At 53.6% G+C, this 21,121-nt stretch carries 18 protein-coding genes; 9 read left to right on the top strand and 9 right to left on the bottom strand.

Annotation, left to right across the window (positions count from 1 at the left end; genetic code table 11):
• Window positions 1-361: 361 nt before the first annotated feature.
• Window positions 362-1,642 carry a translesion error-prone DNA polymerase V subunit UmuC gene (umuC, locus tag AACY36_RS26170; RefSeq protein ID WP_339420456.1) on the bottom strand — a complete coding sequence of 427 codons (1,281 nt, stop codon included), beginning with the start codon at window positions 1,640-1,642 and terminating at the stop codon, window positions 362-364.
• Window positions 1,629-2,060, bottom strand: coding sequence for a LexA family protein (locus AACY36_RS26165; protein ID WP_339420457.1), 432 nt, complete (start codon window positions 2,058-2,060; stop codon window positions 1,629-1,631). Before AACY36_RS26165 ends, umuC begins: the two co-directional genes overlap by 14 nt.
• Before the next feature lie 97 nt (window positions 2,061-2,157).
• On the opposite strand from AACY36_RS26165, the gene AACY36_RS26160 reads away from it, so the two are divergent.
• The 3 genes from AACY36_RS26160 to AACY36_RS26150 all read left to right on the top strand — a co-directional run bounded on the left by AACY36_RS26160 (window position 2,158) and on the right by AACY36_RS26150 (window position 3,999).
• Entirely contained in the window at window positions 2,158-2,868 is a 711-nt protein-coding gene (locus tag AACY36_RS26160; RefSeq protein WP_339420458.1) for an SOS response-associated peptidase, read from the top strand.
• A 296-nt stretch (window positions 2,869-3,164) separates the two neighbouring features.
• Window positions 3,165-3,464, top strand: coding sequence for a hypothetical protein (locus tag AACY36_RS26155; RefSeq protein WP_339420459.1), 300 nt, complete (start codon window positions 3,165-3,167; stop codon window positions 3,462-3,464).
• A gap of 169 nt (window positions 3,465-3,633) precedes the next feature.
• Window positions 3,634-3,999, top strand: a complete 366-nt coding sequence (locus tag AACY36_RS26150) for a histone-like nucleoid-structuring protein, MvaT/MvaU family (protein WP_339420460.1) — start codon at window positions 3,634-3,636, stop codon at window positions 3,997-3,999.
• A 114-nt stretch (window positions 4,000-4,113) separates the two neighbouring features.
• Here the strand turns inward: AACY36_RS26150 and AACY36_RS26145 are convergent, their stop codons facing one another.
• The 7 genes from AACY36_RS26145 to AACY36_RS26110 form a co-directional block, all read right to left on the bottom strand.
• Complete coding sequence (locus tag AACY36_RS26145; protein WP_339497725.1) at window positions 4,114-4,431, bottom strand: hypothetical protein; 318 nt, start codon at window positions 4,429-4,431, stop codon at window positions 4,114-4,116.
• An 86-nt stretch (window positions 4,432-4,517) separates the two neighbouring features.
• Entirely contained in the window at window positions 4,518-5,195 is a 678-nt protein-coding gene (locus AACY36_RS26140; protein ID WP_339497724.1) for an NAD(P)H-binding protein, read from the bottom strand.
• Window positions 5,192-6,211 carry an AraC family transcriptional regulator gene (locus AACY36_RS26135; RefSeq protein WP_339497722.1) on the bottom strand — a complete coding sequence of 340 codons (1,020 nt, stop codon included), beginning with the start codon at window positions 6,209-6,211 and terminating at the stop codon, window positions 5,192-5,194. The genes AACY36_RS26140 and AACY36_RS26135 overlap by 4 nt, the downstream gene beginning before the upstream one ends.
• A 4-nt stretch (window positions 6,212-6,215) precedes the next feature.
• Window positions 6,216-6,965, bottom strand: a complete 750-nt coding sequence (locus AACY36_RS26130) for an SDR family NAD(P)-dependent oxidoreductase (RefSeq protein ID WP_339420463.1) — start codon at window positions 6,963-6,965, stop codon at window positions 6,216-6,218.
• A gap of 532 nt (window positions 6,966-7,497) precedes the next feature.
• Complete coding sequence (locus tag AACY36_RS26120) at window positions 7,498-8,409, bottom strand: LysR substrate-binding domain-containing protein (RefSeq protein ID WP_339465007.1); 912 nt, start codon at window positions 8,407-8,409, stop codon at window positions 7,498-7,500.
• A 1,037-nt stretch (window positions 8,410-9,446) separates the two neighbouring features.
• Window positions 9,447-10,367 (bottom strand): DMT family transporter, encoded by a 921-nt coding sequence (locus AACY36_RS26115; protein WP_339420465.1) that lies wholly within the window; start codon window positions 10,365-10,367, stop codon window positions 9,447-9,449.
• A 373-nt stretch (window positions 10,368-10,740) separates the two neighbouring features.
• Window positions 10,741-11,889, bottom strand: a complete 1,149-nt coding sequence (locus tag AACY36_RS26110; protein WP_339420466.1) for an aromatic ring-hydroxylating oxygenase subunit alpha — start codon at window positions 11,887-11,889, stop codon at window positions 10,741-10,743.
• A gap of 631 nt (window positions 11,890-12,520) precedes the next feature.
• On the opposite strand from AACY36_RS26110, the gene AACY36_RS26105 reads away from it, so the two are divergent.
• The 6 genes from AACY36_RS26105 to AACY36_RS26080 all read left to right on the top strand — a co-directional run bounded on the left by AACY36_RS26105 (window position 12,521) and on the right by AACY36_RS26080 (window position 21,118).
• Entirely contained in the window at window positions 12,521-13,432 is a 912-nt protein-coding gene (locus tag AACY36_RS26105; RefSeq protein WP_339428419.1) for a LysR family transcriptional regulator, read from the top strand.
• A 146-nt stretch (window positions 13,433-13,578) separates the two neighbouring features.
• A complete protein-coding gene (gene acnA, locus AACY36_RS26100; RefSeq protein ID WP_339497720.1) occupies window positions 13,579-16,257 on the top strand; it encodes an aconitate hydratase AcnA in 2,679 nt (892 codons plus the stop codon).
• Window positions 16,258-16,505: 248 nt separating this feature from the next.
• Window positions 16,506-17,558 (top strand): lactonase family protein, encoded by a 1,053-nt coding sequence (locus AACY36_RS26095; protein WP_339420468.1) that lies wholly within the window; start codon window positions 16,506-16,508, stop codon window positions 17,556-17,558.
• A 59-nt stretch (window positions 17,559-17,617) separates the two neighbouring features.
• Window positions 17,618-18,940 carry an MFS transporter gene (locus tag AACY36_RS26090; RefSeq protein ID WP_339420469.1) on the top strand — a complete coding sequence of 441 codons (1,323 nt, stop codon included), beginning with the start codon at window positions 17,618-17,620 and terminating at the stop codon, window positions 18,938-18,940.
• A 162-nt stretch (window positions 18,941-19,102) separates the two neighbouring features.
• A complete protein-coding gene (locus AACY36_RS26085; RefSeq protein WP_339420470.1) occupies window positions 19,103-20,356 on the top strand; it encodes an OprD family porin in 1,254 nt (417 codons plus the stop codon).
• Between the two features lie 30 nt (window positions 20,357-20,386).
• Entirely contained in the window at window positions 20,387-21,118 is a 732-nt protein-coding gene (locus AACY36_RS26080) for a transporter substrate-binding domain-containing protein (protein WP_339420471.1), read from the top strand.
• The last annotated feature ends 3 nt before the right edge of the window (window positions 21,119-21,121 follow it).

Here is a 21,121-nt window from a genome sequence, read left to right as displayed (position 1 = left end):
AGGTTTATCTCGCCGACGTACCGCAACAAAATTCTCCTTAGATTGAGCTAGGTGGAGAGCATCGTCCTTATTTCTGGAATCGCGTACCTTGTCTCTAACGAAGTCATCGTCGCGGGTTTGCGTGCAGCAGAGGTTTGGCCGCTGCTAAGCCAGGCGCAGAGATGGCCCTCGTACTATGCCAATTCGGCAAACGTCGTACTTCATTATCACATCGGGCCGGATCTTAAAGACGGGGTATCTTTCTACTTCGAAACGTTCGGCTTAATGCGCACTTCGATGAATCGCGGATGAGCGCTTTGGCCGCTATCACTCCGTCGCGATAATCTGACTTTGTAAAGTAGCGTCCGCTTAGGCCGGAGCGCTACCTAGCCTTGACCGTCCACAACTGATCCATTTTGGTCGTGTAGCTCTGACTCATCAGCTCCCGACGCATCGCCCAACCAGGCGCTGCTGGCACACTCGCTACCCGAAGGATTCCCTTTCCCCAGCGGCCATTGATCTCATCCAGAACGCTCATGACCTTGTCTGCCATTACAGGTTGCGAATGAGCGAACAGGTCATCAGTGAACTCACCAGGCTGCCGTAGATCCATCAGCAGAACCTCCGCCTTACTGTATTTGTAGCCCGGTCGGAAGAGGCGATTGACCGCCTCGGTTGCGGCCTTCGTCATGAGTCGCACGTCGTTGGTCGGGTACGGCAATTCCACCAGAGCGCCATTTGCATATTTCGCTTCTTGGGGATTGAACATCCCGGTTCTAACGCTCACACGGATCTTCTTGCATAGCGAGTTTTGTGCTCGGAGCTTTTCCGCCGCGCGTTGTGTATAGGTAGCGACCGCTTCCCTAATCGGCTCAATTTCGGTGAGCCGCGTACCGAACATCCTGCTACAGCAAATCTCCTGCTTGGGAGGATCAGCCTGACCCAACTTTAGGCATGAGGTGCCGGCAAGCTCGCGACCAGTCTTCTCGATCACCACACTGAATTTCTGGCGAAGCATCGTCGGGTCGGCTTTCGCTAAATCCATGGCCGTCTTGATGCCCATCACTTCCAGGTGCGCCTTCATGCGCCTGCCGATGCCCCAGACCTCGCCGACATCGGTGTTGCGCAGCGTCCAGTCACGTTTGAACGGGTCGCACAGATCCACCACACCACCAGTGATATCTAACAGGCGCTTAGCGGTATGATTTGCCAGCTTCGCTAGGGTCTTGGTGCGGGCAATACCCACCCCGACTGGAATTCCCGTGCGCTTGAGAAGAGTGGAGCGCACGTGTCGCCCAAAAGCAGGTAGATCGCCAGGTATGCCAGTGAGATCGGCGAACGCCTCATTGATGCTGTAGACCTCGAGCGCTGGCACCATCGATTCGATAATGGTCATGACGCGTTCGCTCATGTCGCCGTACAGAGCGTAATTACTGCTGAAGGCCACGATTCCATGCCGGCGTAGATGGTCTTTGATCTGGAAGTACGGCTGCCCCATCTTCACAAACGGTTTGGCGTCGTAGCTGCGTGCAATCACGCAGCCATCGTTGTTGGACAGCACCACGATGGGCGTTCGCGCCAGGTCGGGCCGGAAAACCCGCTCGCAACTCGCGTAAAACGAATTGCAGTCAATCAGAGCGAAGACAGGTTCAGGTGTTGTCATGATTGCGAACGCTGTATTTCACGACACCCCAGATCACGAGCTCATCGCCCTCCATTACATGCCTTGCCGGATATTTTGGGTTCTCCGATAAAAGCATCACGGCGTTCTCACGCAGAAGCAGGCGCTTGCAGAATGGCTCTGAGTTCAGCGCCGCGATGACGATATCGCCACTGACCGCATCAACGCTGCGATCGACGACCACCAGATCCCCTGAATAGATGCCGGCGCCCTGCATGCTGTCTCCATCAATTCTCACCAGGTACACATGCGGCGCGCGGATATCGAACAGCTCATCGAGGGAAATGTGCTTTTCGATGTGATCAGCCGCTGGTGAGGGGAAGCCCGCCGGCACCCTGGATGAATAGAGGGGCAGTTTCCTGCCGCCAGACGCGAGAGGGCCGAGAATGGTGATGCTCATGATGCAAGCCTTACGGGTTGACTGTACGTATATACAGTTAACGATTTGGTTCACTTGCGGTCAATCTCTTAGGTACGACAATTCGACGGGTGACATCATGTGCGGACGCTATTCGATCTACGAATCGATGGATCACTACCTCAAGGAGCTTGCGCCAAAGCAGCTGGTGATCAATGGCTATGACCTCTGGCCTGTCGAGCGTTACAACGTCGCGCCGTCTACGCGGGTGGAAATTATCCGGCCAGCGGGAGAGGGCTTGAGTGTCGATAAGGTTAAATGGGGATGGGCGCCGTTCTGGGCGAAAGGAAAGCGGCCTGACCCAATAAACGCGAGAGTCGAGACTGTCATGACCGGGAAATTTTTCAATCAGCTCTGGCCAAATGGTCGCGTACTCGCGCCGGCGAACGGGTGGTTCGAATGGGTCAAGGACGAAGATGATCCAAAGAAAAAACAGCCCTATTTCATAACACTGAAAGAGCAGATTCCGATGTTCTTTGCGGGTTTAGCTGAGGTGCATGAAGGGCTGGAACCGGACGAGCGGAACGGTTTCGTCATCATCACTGCCACGAGCGATGAGGGCATGGTCGATATCCACGACCGTAAACCTCTGGTTCTGGCACCTGAGCACGCTCGCGAATGGATTGATCCTGAAACTTCAGTTGAACGAGCGAAGGAAATCGCGATGGAGCACTGCAGGCCTGCTACCGATTTTCACTGGTACAAGGTTGGCAAGGATTTAGGCAACGTTCGTAACCAAGGCCCGCATTTAATTCAGCCCCTCTCGCTGGTCGAAGACGTCGATGACTGATTTCAGCAACAGTCTGAGAGCCGGCGTATCGGCAGCTGCGCGCCAGCGAACTGGGGGTATGGGGATGAGGAGGGGAATAAGGTTCTTCCATGTGCGGCCATCTGAATGTAAAAGCAGCCAGATTAGTCATGGAATTCCCGTCGTTTATTCGTACGTTACCGCTTCAATCGTTGATTGTCCGATCTCAATCAGGGACGGATTCCACCAGCATCTAGCCGGGTGACCTGCCAGCAGTTGGAACGACCCCATGTACCCTGAAGTCTACCTGTAACTGTTTATAGGTAAGGTACAGAGCAATGGATAAGACAATCACAGTCGATCAACTGGCTACCACCGACCTAAGATCAATCAACGAGATATGGCTCGGCGAGACTCATACCCAGCTATGCCTTTGGCGTGGCGAACAAGTCTTCACCCACGAGATGATGAGCGAGGGCACCCACGATCAGAATGTCAGACGCTTGTGCTTGCAATTGGTCAACCCTGAAGATCAAGCCGCAGTTGCCAGCGTTGAGTTGATCGTGCGCGAGCAGCTAAAAAGGATGGGGAAGGAGGGCGAGTTTTATCCGGCAGAGGAGGCGGATACTCATCAATAAGAAAAGGAGCATCGGCCATTTACAAGTCATCAACCCAAGATCTATTGTCGCTTGGAAACCGATATTTATATCGGTTGGCCGGGTGAAATACCTCAGGCGCAACTACCTGTAAGTGCGGGCCATGATTTATGGTGTAACCTTCTAGTATCACTCCCATCGAGAATCATTTATGTCAAAACTTGCCGAATTCCGCCAGCTTGAAAAACACCTCGCCGAACAGCTCCAAGCGCTCGAAGCCTTGAAGGGTGATGCTGGTCTCAAGAAAGAAATAGAATTCGAAACGAAGCTGCGCGATTTGCTCGCAAAATACGGCTACAGCCTGAAAGACGTGATCAATCTGCTTGATCCGCAAGCAGGTCGTCGCGCTCCAGCTATCGAGTCCAAAGCTGGCAGTCGCAAGCCTCGCCAGTTGAAGGTTTATAAAAATCCGCATACCGGCGAAGTCGTAGAGACCAAAGGCGGTAATCACAAAACGCTCAAAGAATGGAAAACAAAGCACGGCGCTGCGACCGTAGAGTCTTGGCTGACTAAGTGATTTCGGTTGAGTACAAGAGGCCCTTTGAGGGCCTTTTTCAAAGGTGCTCATAACCTTTCTGTGAATTACCAAATCAAACAGCCCGGTTGAGGATGCTTACAAACGTTTGGATTTTTAATGTTCCATCAGAATGACTTGTTCATTAACCGGCTTGATGGTTGGCGCCTGCAGCAGACAGAGCCAAATCAGGCGCGCGTTGAAGGGGGCTTGGAGGGACGTGAAACCGCTCGGGTGAACGAGGATTTGCAGTTCACGTTTTTGCTGAAGACACCAGACAGCGATCATTAGCTCAGAGTACGTGCGAGGCATATATTCGGCCATAAACGGGGGGGCAGCATTTGGCAGCGTATGCAGACTCTCAACATGGATCAGGTAGGCCGGGGTGGAGGTCAGGAAGTCAAGTGTGTCTTCTGCTCTTTTCAGAAGCTTCAAGCATGGGCTGTGGGCCAGCCCCAGCGCTCCGGCACCTGGCAAAGACTGAGGTATCTCCTCTCTATAAGCAGCGGCTGGCGAACGCCTCAATGTACCGATAGGCTTGCTAGCGGAAAGGTGTCTCTGGCTTCTACGATTGTACGACCACCTTCTTGGCGGGCTGCATTTAGCATGGCCTTGCCGATACTCTCCGTTGTCACGATAGCGCTAGGCGCTATCCAGCGGATCAGCGACAGCAAGGGGCTGGCCAGGTAATAGAAATAACGGTAAGACGGTATTTTTGAGCGGAGCCTCTGGAGAGGCTGAATGATTCCCGGGCGAAAGAGGTACACGCCTTTGAAGGGCAGTTTCTTCAGGGCGTTTTCAGTCTTGCCTTTCAACCGCGCCCACATGCTGCTCCCTTTTTCACTGCTATCCGTACCCGCTCCCGATACGTAAACAAAGGTCATTTGCGGATTCCAGCGTGAGAGCAGCCGGGCAGCATGCACCGTCACCCCGTAGGTGATTTGGCTATACGCTTCTTCGCGCATGCCGGAAGACGAAACACCTAGGCAGAAGAAGCAGGCGTCAAAACCCTGCAACTCATCACTAAGACTCTCCAGCCCCATGAGATCGGCCTGTACCAGCTGTTTCAGTTTAGGATGAGCAAGTTCAACGAGCGAGCGCCCCACTGCAGTGACATGGCTAACATCAGGCGCGACAAGACTTTCGCGCAGTGCGCCCTGGCCCACCATGCCTGTGGCACCGAAGATCAATAGCTTCATTCAGAAATCAACTCCTGATTGCGCTCACGCCAGATTGCAGGCGTGTTACTCTCCCATTGCCGGAAGGCACGAAAGAACGAGTTCTGATCCTCATAACCCAGCATGTAGGCCACTTCCATGAGGCTCAGTGTCGGATCGGTCAGATACTCAAGCGCTAGTTGGTGACGTGTCTCGCCGAGCAAGCCTTGGAACGTAAGCCCCTCGTCGGTCAGTTTGCGCTGCAATGAGCGCTCGCTCATGGCCAGCTCAGCGGCGACCGAGCGAACATCGGGCCGGCCAGCGGTCAGCCTACAACGCAGCACCCACTTGATCTGCTCGGCCAGGCTGAGACTGAGCGCCTGTTGTTGTAGGCGTCGATCCAGCTCAGGAATAAGAATATCGAGCAGCTCTGCGTTGTAGCTCACGAAGGGCTTGTCCAGATCGGAGCACCGCAGTGTAAGACAGTTACGCTTTGCGGCGAAGCGCACTTTGCAACCGTAATAGCTCTCGTAAAGTGCACGCGAACCCTCCGGGCGCATCAGCTCGACTGCCGCAGCGGTCAGACCTTGTGCGGTGCCACGCTTGCCTAATTCGAATAGCGAGGCCAGCGTTGCATCCACCAGTGCAGATGGCACCTCACGCTCATCGGCATGCAACCAATTCACCACAATTTCGCAGTTCTGGTTTCGCTCCTGCAGTATCAGCTCCTCAGGTGCACATAGGCGTTTGAAGCGCGCCACGCGCTGCAAAGCATCGCGGAAGTCCCGAGCATGGTAGGCCGCTAGAAATGCGGTCGGCATCGCACCGCCCTCTAGTCCCGTGGCGAGACGCAAGCCAATAGCAGGGTCATTGCTAATGTCCACCAACGAACGCCAGAGACCGCAGAACTGTGCCGTTGAAATCGGCGCTCCATCGCGGACGGAAGCAATCGGTAGCTGAGCAGCTCGCTCGACATCTGCACGACTGATTCCGACGCCGCTCAATCCCGCCCACAACGCATCGGGAATCCTAATTTTGTCCGGCACAGTATTTTTCATCTGATCACTTAGCCTGGAAGCCGCCATCGACATTGAGCACATGGCCGGTCACAAAACTTGACTCGTTGCCCAGTAGCCAGCAGATGGCATTGGCCACCTCGGCAGGATTTCCGACTCGCTGCATCGGATGCATTGCTTCCAACTCAGCCAGATTGCTGTTCAGTTGCTCCGCAATGATGTCCGTTCGGATCGCCCCAGGTGCTACCGCGTTGACACGAATGCCTTGAGCTGCGTGATCCAGAGCAGACGACTTGGTCAGTCCAACGACGGCATGTTTAGTAGCAGCGTAGGTGCCGCCCCATGGGATGCCATTCAATCCAGCGATGGACGCCAAGTTGACAATGGAACCGCCTCCCTGCCTGAGCATTTGTGCAATCTCAAATTTCATGCAGAAGTACAGGCCCATCACGTTGATATCGAGCATGTCGCGGAAGTTGTCAGTTTTGGACTGATCCAATGTGCAGTATTCCTTGAAGATACCTGCGTTGTTGACGGCCATATCCAGACGTCCGAACTCAGCCACGATACCTGAGATCATAGCTTGGACGGCCTTCTCGTCAGACACATCGTTGCGTACAAAGCGCACCTTAGCGCCATGCTGGGCAATTGTGGCGATCTCATTTACTGCGATATCACCTGCTTCCTCGCGACGCCCGCTGATGATTACGCTGGTGCCTTGAGAGGCGAGCTTCAGGGCAACAGCTTTTCCGATGCCGGTAGCACCGCCGGTGATGAGAGCGACTTGATTGGACATTTCAGACCTCTTTGAAGTGGTGAGAAGAGTCGCTCTAACCTACGCTGCGCTCCTAAGTCAGGATATGCACAATGCGCCAAACCACTCGCAGACTGCGCCAAATATCTTTGTGATTCGGATAGCAGGCAGTCGTTACCGTTCTGAATGCGATCTAACAAGAGGGCTTCCGGGATTCTCGTGCGGGTTTCTGCCGGGACGTAGCCAGCACGATGCGCTGGATGCGTTAATGGTCGTTCTGAAGGGCCAGATGGTGAACTGGATATCAGATGCGGATATCACGTAATTCTTTGATGCCAGAGGAACCGGCTTCAGTCGTCGCGATATGGGCGCCTTGCCGACCTCTATATCCCAGGCCCAGAACCGCTCATCCCTACCCAGTAGGACGCCTCGCGTCACGTACTGATGCAGAAGCCATTTGGGTATTCCGCACGTACGGATCTGTGCGGGGGACAGGTAACTGTCATCCCTACCGCAACCAGTGGTTCGCGTTTGACGCATCATGCCGCTCAGCCCCGGCAGTCCTCGACAATCGTCAATTTCGAATAAGCGAGTGGAGGCACCAGTCAATAAACCCGCGTATATTAGGATGGCTATTAGCACCAGCTGGCCACAGGACATAATAGCCAAGTTCTGATTCGATCGTCGTGTCTGGAAGTGGGTTGATCAGCGTCCCGTTCGCTATCTCGCGACTCACGAGATGATCCCAACCCAACGCAATGCCGTGCCCCTGTGTTGCGGCTTCGATCACTAGGGGATAACTGTTGACGGTTAGACCCTTTGTGACAATGGCCGTGTTGACGCCATTCCGGTCGAGCCATTGCCGCCAGCTCATCCAGTTCCAGTGCTCATCCTCGAGTTCGATGAGCTTGTGTTCTGAGAGATCGCTGGCCTTTTGAAGTTCGGGACTGTTCTTAAAATATTTCGGACTGCAAACCGGAAAGATACGCTCGAGAAAGAGTTTCTCCGCATGGAATCCGTGCCACATGCCGTCGCCAAAAATGATCGCCGCATCGACATCGGTCGTCAAACAGATCTTCTCGACGTCCGAAATCATCAAGCGCGGCGTGATTTGCGGGAAGGCGGCGGTTAATTCGGGGAGCTTCGGCATTAGAAGCATATTGCCGATTGCTTGGTCGCATCCTATTGTCAGGACGCTTCCATCTCCCTTAGCCCGCAGATCAGTGGTCGCGCTGGCGAGGTTTGCGAGCGTTGTCGCGACCACATGCTGGAAGTTGCGCCCTTGTGGGGTAAGGCTCACCGAACGATTGTCTCTGATGAATAGCTGCACCCCCAAGTAGTTCTCGAGGGATCGAATCTGCTGACTGATAGCAGCTTGAGTGAGATGTAGCTCCAGCCCAGCTTTCGTAAAACTTAGGTTCCGAGCCGATGCTTCGAACGCGATCAACGGATCCAGCGGAGGAAGCTTTTGACGATAATTCTTCATAAGTTTTATTTATCCAATTGCCTAAATAATGGCTGTTGGGCAGGCCGGAAGTATTAAATTATATTGTCCGAAAGAGGTATTCAAATCAACTGAAACCACTCGAACTTGATCAACTCGAGCAGGAGAAATAGTGTGCGGCGGCGCAGAATCGAACAGCTTTAGATGAGAATTCATCGCGATAGTGTGGAGCGCTCCCTCAGCGACTGAGGAACTGATTATGAGGTATTTTAAAATCTCGAAAATAAGCGAAGAAACGGCGTCTATTCGAAGCTTTTCGCTCGTAAATCCTTTGGCAGATATGCCGCTGCCGGAGTTCTCGGCGGGGGCGCATATCACGGTGCGCGCCCCCGAGACCATAAGTAGGCAGTACTCGTTAGCAAATACCCCTGGCTCATCGGATCATTACTTAAACTCGGTTCTCAGGGGGCAGGAAGGACGTGGCGGTTCGCATTGGATACATGAAAGCTTAAGATCGGGGATACTATAGAGGTAGAAGACCCTGCCAATAATTTCAGATTCGACGAATTGGCGGGCGAGGTTATTCTTATTTTCGGCTGCATCGGTATAACTCCTATCCTGTCGATGGCTAGACGCCTGCAACAAATCGGGTCAAGTATAATTTATATTATTGCGCGCGCTCAATTCAGGAGACTGCACACTAGAACGCTATAGTAAATTCGCCCCTGTGCGATAATTTAACGCTCATTCACAAAACATCACTGAGTCGACAGCCATCCCGATAACCGGCAGGTGCGACGCAGTACTTCGCTCACTACCATTTTTCACGCACAGTTCTTGGCATAACCACACAGTAGCCTTCTGCCTACATCCGAGGGTGGACGCTTTTCGTGCGGCGAGATTGCCACGGGGATACGTGTACACCACTAATTGCCTCACACGAACCACACGCAAGCCTTGATTGTCTTAAAATTCCTGCTAACAGCATTGCCCATTGTTTCCCGAAGAGCCTGCGTGAGCGGTTTCACGTACTGACGCACGAAATTAGGCAGTCAATCAACGATGTCCCGCAATGGTTTTCAACACCCGCGATCATCCGCCAGCTGCGGGGTCGACGGCGAGACTACCGCCATCAGGCCGGCTATAACGACCAAGAAGGTGCCCACTTGCATCAGGACACCATAGGGTTCGTCTGCAAACAATGCTGCGGAAACGGCACCAACGGCCACCTCTATCATCATATAAATTCCGAGCCGTGTTGGCTCCAAGAAGCGCGCAGCCCACAGGAACCCGGTGAGCGCGACCGCCCACCACCCTATTCCAATGATGATGATAGCCAGAATACCAGTGCCGTAGTCGATTGAAGGCTTCGCCTCCAGGCTAGGGCCCTCCATCACACAAGCCAAAAGTACCGCGGACAAAAGGGCGCCGATGCTGAAGATGAAGTTGCTGCTGGAAGGATCGAGACGTGAGTGCGTGTACATGCCGGTGCTTGCGACCGACCACAGGACGCCACCAGCGAGGCCAAGCCAGTCGCCGATTTCGCGCGGCAATGGGATGCCGGTATTGCCACCCTGTAGAACCAAGAATATTCCGACCATACCGATAGCGATCGCCGCGTAACGTGCCAGGGAGGTCTCCTGTTTGAACCATAAGCGTGCGATTAGAATGCTCCATACCGGCGTCAAGTAGTATAAGACCACCACTACTGCGACATTTCCATACAACAGGCCAGCTGAATAAAGCGTGAATGATGCCCCGCCGATACCGGTAGATAGGAGAGCGTAACGGTTGGACGAGTAAAGGGATGTCCGGTAACGCCAAGCGGCGGGCGCCAGAGCCAAGCAGGCTACAATCACCACGTACACGGTGCCCCAGACACCAGCACCAATGGATGCTTCTATATAGCGGGCCGGTATCCAATATACGCCCCACATGACGGGAACTAGGAGCGCGACCGAGTGCGCTGTAATCAACTTTCGTGTAGATACTGCGCTCATTCGATACTCTCCATAGACGTCACTGTGACTATAAAGTGTCTAAAACCCTGCGCTCGTTAGTCAGTTCGCCTGCTCAGGCACCCCTTTCCGTGTTGAATCATTACAGTTCCGATGAGCACGATTTTCTCAGAGTTAAAAAGCAAGATAAAATGCCCCCTCGGGAATAAACAGCCAGACGCTCAAGCAGATAATGCTATTCAAGAGGAGCAGTTCCAACAGCAGGAGCATTCAAGTCAGATGGTGTCCCACTGCTACCAATAGAGGAGATGAATTTTTGTTAAATACCGCTTGTATGGGTTGGTAAAGGGTTGCGCATACAGCGAGCAAATGGATAAAAACATATTACATATCCACGCCCGCTGTATCGGCCTAGTTACTGGATTCCAATTTTGAGTCCAAGAGCATTGACCACCAGGCTCTGGAAGTGGTGTACCGGCGCTTCGGTCACTTGGACACGATCACCTCCAACGACGAAGCGTCCTTGATTGTATCCAATGGATTTCAGCCCTCTCTGCACGTTCTCACAAATAGGGATATCTTCCGCGTACTGCAGCGTATCGCGCTGGAATTTGATAGTGCCTTCCAACTCCTCGCTAACGGTTCCGTCCTTCGTGAACCAGTCGTGGCGCTCATAGGATGTCGTTGGAGTGAGCGGGTCGACACGCATAACCGAGAGTTGTTCTTCGCCCGGATAAACCCAGATCGTGAGATTGGGCCACAGGAACCACCCACCGTAACCGTCGATGTCGTTTCCGCTCACCTGATAGGCCGCGCTGTCACGAGTTGTCCGAGTGGAACAGTGACTGGTGAATATTCCATTGGAATAGGGGTTGTAGGCTTCATCGCCGAAATCGACCAGTACCGAAAAGTCTTTGTGCGCAACAGCGCAGTGGTAGCATTCTTGGAAATTCTCGACCAAAATCTTCCAGTTCGCCTGCGGCTGGAATTCTTGGCAGTCGGCATACACAAGGTCATCGGCATTCGGCACGTAGCTGCGAATTTCCTTTTCCAACTCTGGAGCCTGCTCACGCAGAGGCACTGCTTGGCCATCCAAGTTGACAAAGACCATGCCACAGAATTCTTCCAGCGCAACCTCTTTGAGCGAGAACTCGCTTTTGTCGAAGTCTTCGATGGATCCCGTTTCGCGTGCTGCGCGCAAAGTACCATCGAGATCATACGTCCAGGCGTGGTAGGGGCAGACAATCATTTGCGCCTTGCCACACCCTTTGAGCAGTTCATGTCCGCGGTGTTGACACACATTGTGAAATGCCCGAATTTTCTCATCTCTGCCCTTTACTATGATCACATTCTGATCATGAACTAACTCTGTGACATAGTCGCCCGGCTTAGCTACGCGGCTTTTGTGACAAACATAGACCCAGTTCTTATAGAAAATTGCTGCTTTTTCCTGTTCAAATATGTCTTGGTCGTAGAAGTAGCGTGCCGGCAGTGTGTGCGACTTGCTCGGATCTTCAATAAACGGTTTGTCTTGGTCTTTTTTATAGAACTTATTTGCAGACATGACCTGTCCTCTCAATTAGTTTAGGCTGTTACGGCTTCGATACGTCTTCGGTCGTTGATGCACAGGTGTAACGCTATAGACGTTGAGGAAAAAGCCTCTGAAGGCCTGTGGCACCGCACAAACCAATAGTGCCCATGCGCCGCGCCGCCGACAAACAATGTTATTCAGGGCAGATGGATAAGCGTTCGTTATGTCAAAGCATTAAGTTCTCGATTCTATGTACATAGACGCGCAATGTGCTACCGCGTGGGACTAAGTCCCGCTGGGCGCAGCACCACCTATCGAGATGAAAATTTGCGGAAATATTCATCAGTCAGATGAACTTGATCGCTGTTCCGGACACTGCAGAAGGCCGTTAAGGAAAGCGAGCGGGTTAGTACCGATCCAATAAGCTTCCCACGGATTGATCTCGAACATTGAGTTTGACTGTGATGACCTATTGCCGGAGCAGGCAGGGCTGGCCGCGGCGAAAATATATCCGGATTTGAAATTAGCCTGTCCGGTGTGTTCGCCGGGGTCAAGAACTCTTTCCCAGCTTTGTCCCTCAAATTGTCGTTAGCCAGGGATGTCCATCGACAGTTACCATTCAGGCCCGTTCTGCGGTTGCATCGTACAGCCGTAGCGTATGCTGATGGGTATCAAGGAAACTGCCGTGCGTTATGACCTGACCAGCCTGGATATTTTCATTACCGTCGCCGAGGAGAGGAACCTAACGCGCGTGGGCCGCATGAAGCACTTGGCTGTTTCCGCTATCAGCAAGCGGGTTTCGGAGCTCGAAAGTCAAGTCGGAGCGCCGCTGTTGGTGCGTAACGCTCGAGGGGTCGATCTCACCCCAGCGGGACAATCGTTGCTGTTCTATGCGCGGCAAGTGAGGCAGACGCTTGCGCAGCTTGATCAGGAGCTTGGCGACTATACAGCTGGCGTCAAAGGCCATCTGCGTATTCATGCAATAACCTCCGCCCTTTCCCAGTTTCTTCCTCAAGACATCGCCCACTTCGTTTCGCTTTATCCGCAAATCAAATTCGACATTGAGGAACGGGTCGGTTCTGCGGTCATTCGGGCGGTCGCGGACGGCCGAGCAGATCTTGGCATTATCGCCAGTCAGACCCATGCTCAAGGATTGGAAGCAATACCCTATCGCAACGATGAACTGACATTGGTTGTACCGGCTGAGCACGCGCTCTCAGGTCGCAAAAGTATCCGTTTCAAGGAAGTGCTGGAACATGAATTCGTCGGGCCTCATCTTGAAAGCTCTATGCACACGCTGCTGACCTCCGAAGCCGAGAAATTGGGGATGGCGCTTAAGCTCAGGATAAGAATCAGCAGCTTCGACTGCATGTGTCGAATGGTCTCTGCGGGATTGGGGCTGGCGGTTTTGCCGCGCAGTGTGATCAATCAATACCTACGCAGCCATAAGCTGAAGGCTGTGACCCTCGAAGAACTTTGGGCCCGAAGATCGTTGCAGTTGGTTGTCAAACGATACGACACCGCCTCACCCACGCTCAAAACCCTGATCGACAATTTAAGATTGCCAGAGCAGTGATCGAGCGTTCTCCTTTGGAGAACGCAGCTTTGGCGAATCATCAATTTTCAGCTATGTGTAGTAGTCCTAGTATCGGCTCATCAGCGGTATAGATCGGCTAGCCCCCGAATCCCGCGACCATTATAAAAAGCCTGAGCGATACGAGAATGACCGAGACTGCCTACGACCTCATCAATCATCTGGTGATCGACGAAGAGCGATTTGCCTACGTCGATCTGACCAAGATGCTTTCCTCAGTACAGCTATCGAAACTTCCCTACTCGATCCGAATCCTGCTGGAAAACGTGGCGCGTTGCTCTCCTGAGGCATTTCCGTCTGTTCTGGCTCGTGCCACTGGCCAAGGCCCTGACTGTGAAGTCCCGTTTCAGCCCAACCGTCTGATGTTCCATGACACGACCTGTCTGCCGGCGTTGGGTGACTTCGCAGGAATGCGCGACGTTGTGGCGGAGCTGGGCGGCGATCCCAAAACCATGAACCCGCTGATTCCAGCCGTGCTGACCATCGACCATTCCGTAATCGTGGAGCATTACGCCGAAGCAGATGCGGTCGAGCAGAATCTGGACATCGATTTTCGCCGCAACAGCGAGCGTTATCGCTTTATCAAGTGGGCGCAGAAGAGCCTGACCAATTTTGGTGTCATTCCTCCAGGTACAGGCATCATCCACCAGATGAACATGGAAGCGCTGGCGCAGGTGGTGTGGGAAAGCACCACTGACGACGGCCAACGCCTGCTGCACCCAGACGACATGGTGGCGACCGACAGCCACACCCCTATGATCAATGCAATTGGTGTCTTAGGTTGGGGCGTTGGCGGCCTGGAAGGTCAGGCAGCCATGCTTGGTGAACCGGTTCCGATTAGCTTTCCAAAGGTCGTGGGTATCCGCGTTACCAATGCGCTGCGTCCAGGTGTAACCGCTACCGACCTGTCGCTGCACGTGGCGGAAATTCTGCGCAAACGTTCGGTCGTCGGTAAATTCGTTGAGTTCACTGGCCCTGGTCTTTCGGGTTTGAGCTGGGCTGCACGAGGCACCGTTTCCAACATGGCCCCCGAATATGGCGCGACCGTGGTGTTCTTCCCGTTCGACAACGAAACGCTTTCTTACTTGGAGCTCAGTGGCCGTTCGCAAGAGCTGTGCCGCAAGGTCGTCAGCTACATGAGCGCGCAGCCTCTCTGGCGTCGTGATGAGCTCGATGAACCGCAATTTGATGAGTTGATCGATCTGGATCTGGCTGATATCGAGCCGAGTGTGGCAGGCCCACACCAGCCGCATCAACGTCAGAAATTATCGAACGCTGCCGCTTCATTCCACCAGGAAGTGATGGGTGAAGGGAAGTTGATCACAGCGTCTGCGCAACAGAGCTTTTTCGAACCATCGTTTGGCCAGCCGATCACCCATGGCGCCGTGGTGATGTCGGCGATCACCAGTTGCACGAACACCGCGAACCCCGCGCAGATGATCCAGGCTGGTTTGCTTGCCCGCAAGGCACGTGAGCTTGGCGTTCAGCGCAAGCCCTGGGTTAAAACTTCCTTGTCCCCAGGCTCTCGCGTTGTCGCGGACTACCTGAAAGAGGCAAACCTGCTCGAAGAATTTTCGGCGCTTGGATTCGATCTGGCAGGTTTCGGCTGCATGACCTGTATCGGTAACTCGGGTTCGCTCGAAGAGCATGTAGACAAGTTCGCAGATCAAGGTCTGAAGGGCGTGGTGGTGTTGTCGGGTAACCGCAATTTCGAAGGGCGAGTGAACCCGAAGATCCCAGCGGGCTACCTGGCTTCGCCGGCGCTGTGTGTGGCTTACGCCATTGCCGGCACCATCGACATCGATCTGCAGTCCGATCCGCTGGCCAGTGATCGTGATGGCAAGCCTGTGTACTTGCGCGATTTGATGCCTTCGGACGCTGAAATTGCCGTGCAAGCTGCCAAGGCCGTGAAGCCCGAATTCTTTCAGCAGCGCCTGGCTAAGGTTTGGGAAGGCACCCACCACTGGCAAGCTTTGACGGCGGAAGGAAGCGTGCAATTTCCTTGGAACCCTGATTCAACTTACCTGCGTCGTCCTCAATACCTAGCTGACATCGCTCGCGAACCTAAGACAAGTCTTGCGATCATCGGCGCTCGTACGCTGATGGTGCTCGGGGACAACGTTACCACCGACCATATTTCGCCTGCCTATTCAATTCCAGCAGATAGCTTGGCTGGACAGTGGTTGCTTGAACGCGGTGAAGCCCCGGCAGACTTGAACCAGTACTCCACCCGCCGCAGTAATCACGAAGTCATGCTGCGAGGTGCCTTCACCAACAAGTCGGTCAAGAACTTGCAGTTGGGTGATGACCAACCAGGGTTGGGAGTGTGGGCCTGGAACGCAGATCACAGCGCCTGTTTGCCGCTCTATGAAGCTGCCAAAAGCTATGCGGCGCTGCAGACGCCAATGGTTGTTTTTGCAGGGAACAACTATGGCGCAGGCTCAAGTCGTGACTGGGCGGCCAAAGCTCAGGCTTTACTCGGAGTCAAGGCGGTTGTGGCGCAGAGCGTAGAGCGCATCCACCGCAGCAACCTAATCGGCATGGGCGTCATTCCACTGCAACTCAAAAACGGGCAGTCGGCAAGCGACCTTGACCTCAAGGGTGATGAGCGCTTTGACTTCATTGGGTTGGATGACCTCGCTGTTGGTGACAACCTAGTGGATCTGGTTATCCATCGCGGTAACGGCGATCTGCAACAGGTCGAACTTGGAGTCCGTTTGGACTCGCTGCAAGAGATTCGTTACCTGATGCATGGCGGTGTTCTCCCGTTCGTCATTCGCAAAGTGGTGGCGCGAACGCAGCACTGATTCGACTCCGGCCTCGCGCAGAGGCCGGGCAAAATGCGATTAACAATAAAAAGGGCGCATCTATGCACGGCGATGATCAAGACGCAGGCTCCCGCTTGCCTGTGTCAAAAGGCGCAACCCGCCGCACTGTACTCAAACAAATGGGCGCTGTAGCCGGAATTTCGGTTCTTGGCGCTCTGTTGCCCGCTGGTCTCGCGCAGGCCGCGAGCCTACTGAATAACAATACTGAGTCTCGGAGAAATACCCCTATGTACGCCTATGTCGGGTCGCGCACTACACGGGAGCGTAATGCACGCGGTGAAGGGATCACGGTTTACAAGGTAGATCAGGAGGAGGGCACGCTGTCCCTCGTGCAGGTCGTAAAGGATCTGATCAACCCTTCATTCCTTGCTCTTAACAAGGCAGGCGATCGGTTGTACACGGTGCATGGAGATATGACCGAAGTCAGTGCTTTCAGCGTTGACGAGGCCACCGGAAAACTCGCATTTATCAACCGTCAGAGTTGTGAAGGGAAGAACCCGGTTCACTTGGCACTCGATCCGACGCAGCGGTTCCTTGTGGTTTCCAACCACATCGGTGGATCATTGGCGGTGATGAATATCGCTGAAGACGGATCGCTGGGTAGCGTCAACCAGTTGCTCAAACTGCAAGGGCCGCTGGGCCCACACCGCCTTGAGCAACCTTTCTCCAAGCCCCACTTCAATCCGTTCGATCCGTCCGGCCAGTTCGTGCTGGTGCCCGACAAAGGACTGGATCGAGTGTTCAGTTTCAAATTCGACAACGGCAAACTGTATCCGGCAGATCAACCGTTCGTTACTAGCCGGGAAGGCTCTGGGCCTCGCCACTTGGCATTTCATCCCAAAGCCTCATTCGCGTATGTGGTCAACGAGCTTGACTCAAGCGTGACCGCGTATCGGTTCAATGGCCAGAGCGGCGCGCTCTCACCCATTCAGATACTGCCGTCTTTACCTGCGACCTTCACCGGCAATAGCCGTGCATCTGAGATCGAGATCGATCGCAGCGGCCGCTTCCTCTATGCCTCGAACCGGGGCTACGACAGCGTGGCGGTGTTCGCCATCGATCAGGGCAGCGGAATGCTTAGCCCCATAGAGTTCATGCCCACTGACGGCAAGACGCCGCGCTTTTTCGCCCTTACACCCAATGAGCGTTTCCTGTTCGCGCTCAATGAAGACAGCGACACCATTATTTCAATGGCAACGGACGCCAAGACCGGTGCGTTGAGAAAGACGGGCTTTACAGTTTCAACCGGTAGCCCAGTCTGCATGATTTTCTCGGCCTGACCGGTCGAGCCTTACAATAATGAAGGGAGCAGGCCTGGGCCTGTTCCGAAGAGGTCGCCATGAATAATAACAAGCCTGAAGAAGCTGCCATCGTACGTAAGGTTACGCTGCGCATCATCCCGTTCGTTTTCCTGCTCTACATCGTGTCCTATCTAGACCGCGCCAATATCGGCTATGCGGCCTTGCAAATGAATAAAGAACTGGCGCTCTCTAGTGAGGCCTTCGGCTTTATTTCCGGTATTTTTTTTATTGGCTATTTCCTGTTCGAAGTTCCCAGCAATGTGATGCTAAACAAATTCGGCGCCCGGGTCTGGATTGCCCGAATTCTTGTCACTTGGGGGGCCATTGCTGCACTGACTGCCTTTGCACAAACCGCCAATCAGCTATACATCCTTCGCTTCTTTCTTGGCGTGGCTGAGGCAGGTTTCTTTCCAGGCATCATTGTCTATCTGACCTTTTGGTTCCGCTCCAAAGAGCTGGCTACCACGGTTGCGCTGTTCACTGCGGCTATCCCGGTGAGCTACATAATAGGCGCTCCGATGAGCACCTGGATCATGGACAACATCAGTTGGTTCAACTGGAGCGGCTGGCGCTGGATGCTGTTTCTCGAAGGTATTCCTGCCGTCTTCCTAGGTGTTGCCTGCTATTTTTTCCTCACGGACAAACCTGAACAGGCTAAATGGCTCAAACCTGAAGAGAAAACCTGGTTGCTCGAAGAACTTGAGCGTGATCGTCAAAGCCGCAGAAACGTCAAGCGTCTGAGTGTGTTGAAGACGATGACCCACCCCAAGGTGCTGTACCTGAGCTTCATATATTTCGTGTATCAATGCGGGAGCTTGGGCATTGGCTACTGGATGCCACAGATCATCAAGAGCTTCTCGGAGTCTTTGACCCACACGCAGATTGGGCTGATCGCTATGCTGCCTTACATTGTTGCGACGGTGGCAATGATCGTATGGTCGCGAAGCTCCGATAAGCGCAACGAACGTAAGCTGCACTCCGCCATCCCGTTGCTTATCGCGGCCATAGGCATGATCGGTGCTGGCGTGCTGCAAAATCCTTTCCTCGCGATAGCAATGATCTGCGTCGCGCTGTCTGGCCTTTACAGCTTCAAATCGCCGTTCTGGGCATTGCCGACACTTTTCCTCGACCGTACCACCGCCGCAGTTTCCATTGCGGTGATCAACTCCATTGGCAACCTGGGTGGTTTTGCCGGGCCTTCGTTGATCGGCATGGTAAAAGGAAATAGTCATAGTGCAGCCACCGGCCTGTTGTTCCTGAGCGGGCTACTGGTGGTCGGTTTTCTAATGACCATCCTGATGCGCGTTAATAATAAAGACGACACGCCAACCGGCAGTCCCGTGACCCGCGAGGCTCACTAAGTTACATATGTGCAGCAGCACCCTCAAAAGTGCTGCTTCGCGTCGCGTGTGAATGGCGTTACAGCCAATTTAAGAAATTTGCTCATCCTGTGAACTTATAAATTCTGAACTTCGGGCCCATCGCCCCTAGATGGGCTCTGCTGCGCTTTATTTGGAGCCAACATGAATAAAAATAAAAACGTAATTCGTACTCTGGTCACAGTTTCACCTTGGTTCGCAGTTGGCATGGTTAATGCTGAAGGCTTCCTTGATGATAGTAAGGCGTCGTTGCAAACTACGAACTACTACTTCAATCGTGATTTTCGAGACGGCGCAGGCCAGAACAAGCGCGAGGAATGGGCTCAAGGATTTCTCCTGGATTATCGGTCTGGCTACACTCATGGCAGGGTAGGGTTCGGGTTGGATGCGATGGGAATGCTCGGTCTTAAACTGGACTCAAGCCCTGATCGAACTGGTTCTGGTCTTCTCCCGACGCATGATGATGGCCATGCCGCGGACGAATTCAGCCGCCTCGGCATGACCGTCAAGGCCAAGATCTCCAAAACCGAGTTCAAGTACGGTACGTTCATCCCCAAGTTGGCGACTCTACAAGCCAACACTGGTCGGATTTTGCCTCAGACGTTTCAAGGGGGCATGGTTACGATGAAGGAGTTCGATGGGCTAACCCTGACCGGGGTTCGGTTCAACCGGGTGACCGACCGCGACTCGACCGATGCGCAAAACATCACGCTGAACAATCGCAATCGACGGTTCACCACTACGGCAGAAGGCGATGAATACTGGATCGGTGGTGCTGATTATCAGATCAATAAATCCCTCGCTGTCAGTTATCAGCACGCAGAACTTCAAGATGTCTACCGCCAGAGTTTTTTCGGGCTGGTGAACAACCTTGCAATTGGCCCCGGCAAATTGAAGAGCGACCTGCGCTACATGCTCAGTGATGACGCTGGTGCAGCTCGTGGTGGAAAGATTGATAGCGGTGCTCTAAACGGCATGTTCACTTACTCCCTTGGAGGGCACGCCCTGGGAATCGGCTTGCAGAAGATGAACGGCTCTACATCCATTCCGTACATCAACGGTACCGACGTGTACCTGACCAACTACATTCAGATTAATGACTTCGCTGAGCCAGGTGAGCGTTCCTGGCAACTGCGTTACGACTTCGACTTCGCGGCGATGGGGCTACCGGGTCTGACTTTTATGACGCGTTACGTCAGCGGCGACCATGCGGACGCCAAGACATCTGCCTCGGAAGGACGCGAATGGGAGCGCAATACCGACATTGGTTATGTGGTGCAGACCGGTGCTCTCAAGAACGTCGGCTTCAAATGGCGTAACGCCAGTTATCGCTCTAGCTTTGCTCGCGATATTGATGAAAATCGACTGATCGTTTCCTACACCTTGCCAATTTGGTGAGGTCTACTGAACTCAAATTAGGAGCAATAAATGACCTTTCTCGACCATGCTGTGCTTCAAGATCTGGCTCCGGAAGGTGTCCTGCGTGCCGCGATAAATTTCGGTAATCCTGTCTTAGCCCAACAAGGGACGGACGGCTCACCTCAAGGAGTATCGGTGGCCTTGGCTAAAGCACTAGCCAAGGAGTTGAACGTCAGGTTGGAAATGATCACTTTTGACGCCGCGGGCAAGGTGTTTGCGGCGCTTGAAGAGGGCGTATGGAATGTGGCGTTTCTGGCCATCGAGCCGGTGCGCGAAGAGCAGATCGCGTTCAGCGAACCTTACGTCATCATCGAAGGTACTTATTTGGTAGCCGCTGATTCGTCCTATCAGCATGTCCAAGATCTTGATCAGTCAGGACTGAAAATCGCGGTGGGCAAAGGTGCTGCTTATGACCTGTTTCTTTCCCGCACGCTGAAGCATGCGCAGCTTGAACGTGCGGCAACATCCGCCGGTGCCGTGGATCTGTACATCGAGCAGTCTCTGGATGCAGCAGCAGGCGTGAGACAGCCACTGGAAAAAGTCGCAGCCGATGACTCTTCTTATCGTGTCCTTGATGGCGCGTTTACATCAATTCGACAAGCAATGGCCGTTCCGCGAGCTCGTGAAGCGGGAGCGGCCTATGTCAGTGCTTTTGTCGAACGTAAGAAGGCCGAAGGTTTCGTGCGCGCTGTTTTAAACGATAACGGCCAAACCGATGTAACGGTCGCACCTTTGGCGTGAACA

This window comes from Pseudomonas sp. EA_15y_Pfl1_P101 (genome assembly GCF_963970835.1).
GTDB lineage: Bacteria > Pseudomonadota > Gammaproteobacteria > Pseudomonadales > Pseudomonadaceae > Aquipseudomonas > Aquipseudomonas tritici.
This window is presented reverse-complemented; position numbering and strand designations above follow the sequence as displayed.

Coding starts and splice junctions, on each gene's coding strand:
- umuC (WP_339420456.1), bottom strand. CDS start 1,642: ATGACAACACCTGAACCTGTCTTCGCTCTGATTGACTGCAATTCGTTT.
- AACY36_RS26165 (WP_339420457.1), bottom strand. CDS start 2,060: ATGAGCATCACCATTCTCGGCCCTCTCGCGTCTGGCGGCAGGAAACTG.
- AACY36_RS26160 (WP_339420458.1), top strand. CDS start 2,158: ATGTGCGGACGCTATTCGATCTACGAATCGATGGATCACTACCTCAAG.
- AACY36_RS26155 (WP_339420459.1), top strand. CDS start 3,165: ATGGATAAGACAATCACAGTCGATCAACTGGCTACCACCGACCTAAGA.
- AACY36_RS26150 (WP_339420460.1), top strand. CDS start 3,634: ATGTCAAAACTTGCCGAATTCCGCCAGCTTGAAAAACACCTCGCCGAA.
- AACY36_RS26140 (WP_339497724.1), bottom strand. CDS start 5,195: ATGAAGCTATTGATCTTCGGTGCCACAGGCATGGTGGGCCAGGGCGCA.
- AACY36_RS26135 (WP_339497722.1), bottom strand. CDS start 6,211: ATGAAAAATACTGTGCCGGACAAAATTAGGATTCCCGATGCGTTGTGG.
- AACY36_RS26130 (WP_339420463.1), bottom strand. CDS start 6,965: ATGTCCAATCAAGTCGCTCTCATCACCGGCGGTGCTACCGGCATCGGA.
- AACY36_RS26120 (WP_339465007.1), bottom strand. CDS start 8,409: ATGAAGAATTATCGTCAAAAGCTTCCTCCGCTGGATCCGTTGATCGCG.
- AACY36_RS26115 (WP_339420465.1), bottom strand. CDS start 10,367: ATGAGCGCAGTATCTACACGAAAGTTGATTACAGCGCACTCGGTCGCG.
- AACY36_RS26110 (WP_339420466.1), bottom strand. CDS start 11,889: ATGTCTGCAAATAAGTTCTATAAAAAAGACCAAGACAAACCGTTTATT.
- AACY36_RS26105 (WP_339428419.1), top strand. CDS start 12,521: ATGGGTATCAAGGAAACTGCCGTGCGTTATGACCTGACCAGCCTGGAT.
- acnA (WP_339497720.1), top strand. CDS start 13,579: ATGACCGAGACTGCCTACGACCTCATCAATCATCTGGTGATCGACGAA.
- AACY36_RS26095 (WP_339420468.1), top strand. CDS start 16,506: ATGTACGCCTATGTCGGGTCGCGCACTACACGGGAGCGTAATGCACGC.
- AACY36_RS26090 (WP_339420469.1), top strand. CDS start 17,618: ATGAATAATAACAAGCCTGAAGAAGCTGCCATCGTACGTAAGGTTACG.
- AACY36_RS26085 (WP_339420470.1), top strand. CDS start 19,103: ATGAATAAAAATAAAAACGTAATTCGTACTCTGGTCACAGTTTCACCT.
- AACY36_RS26080 (WP_339420471.1), top strand. CDS start 20,387: ATGACCTTTCTCGACCATGCTGTGCTTCAAGATCTGGCTCCGGAAGGT.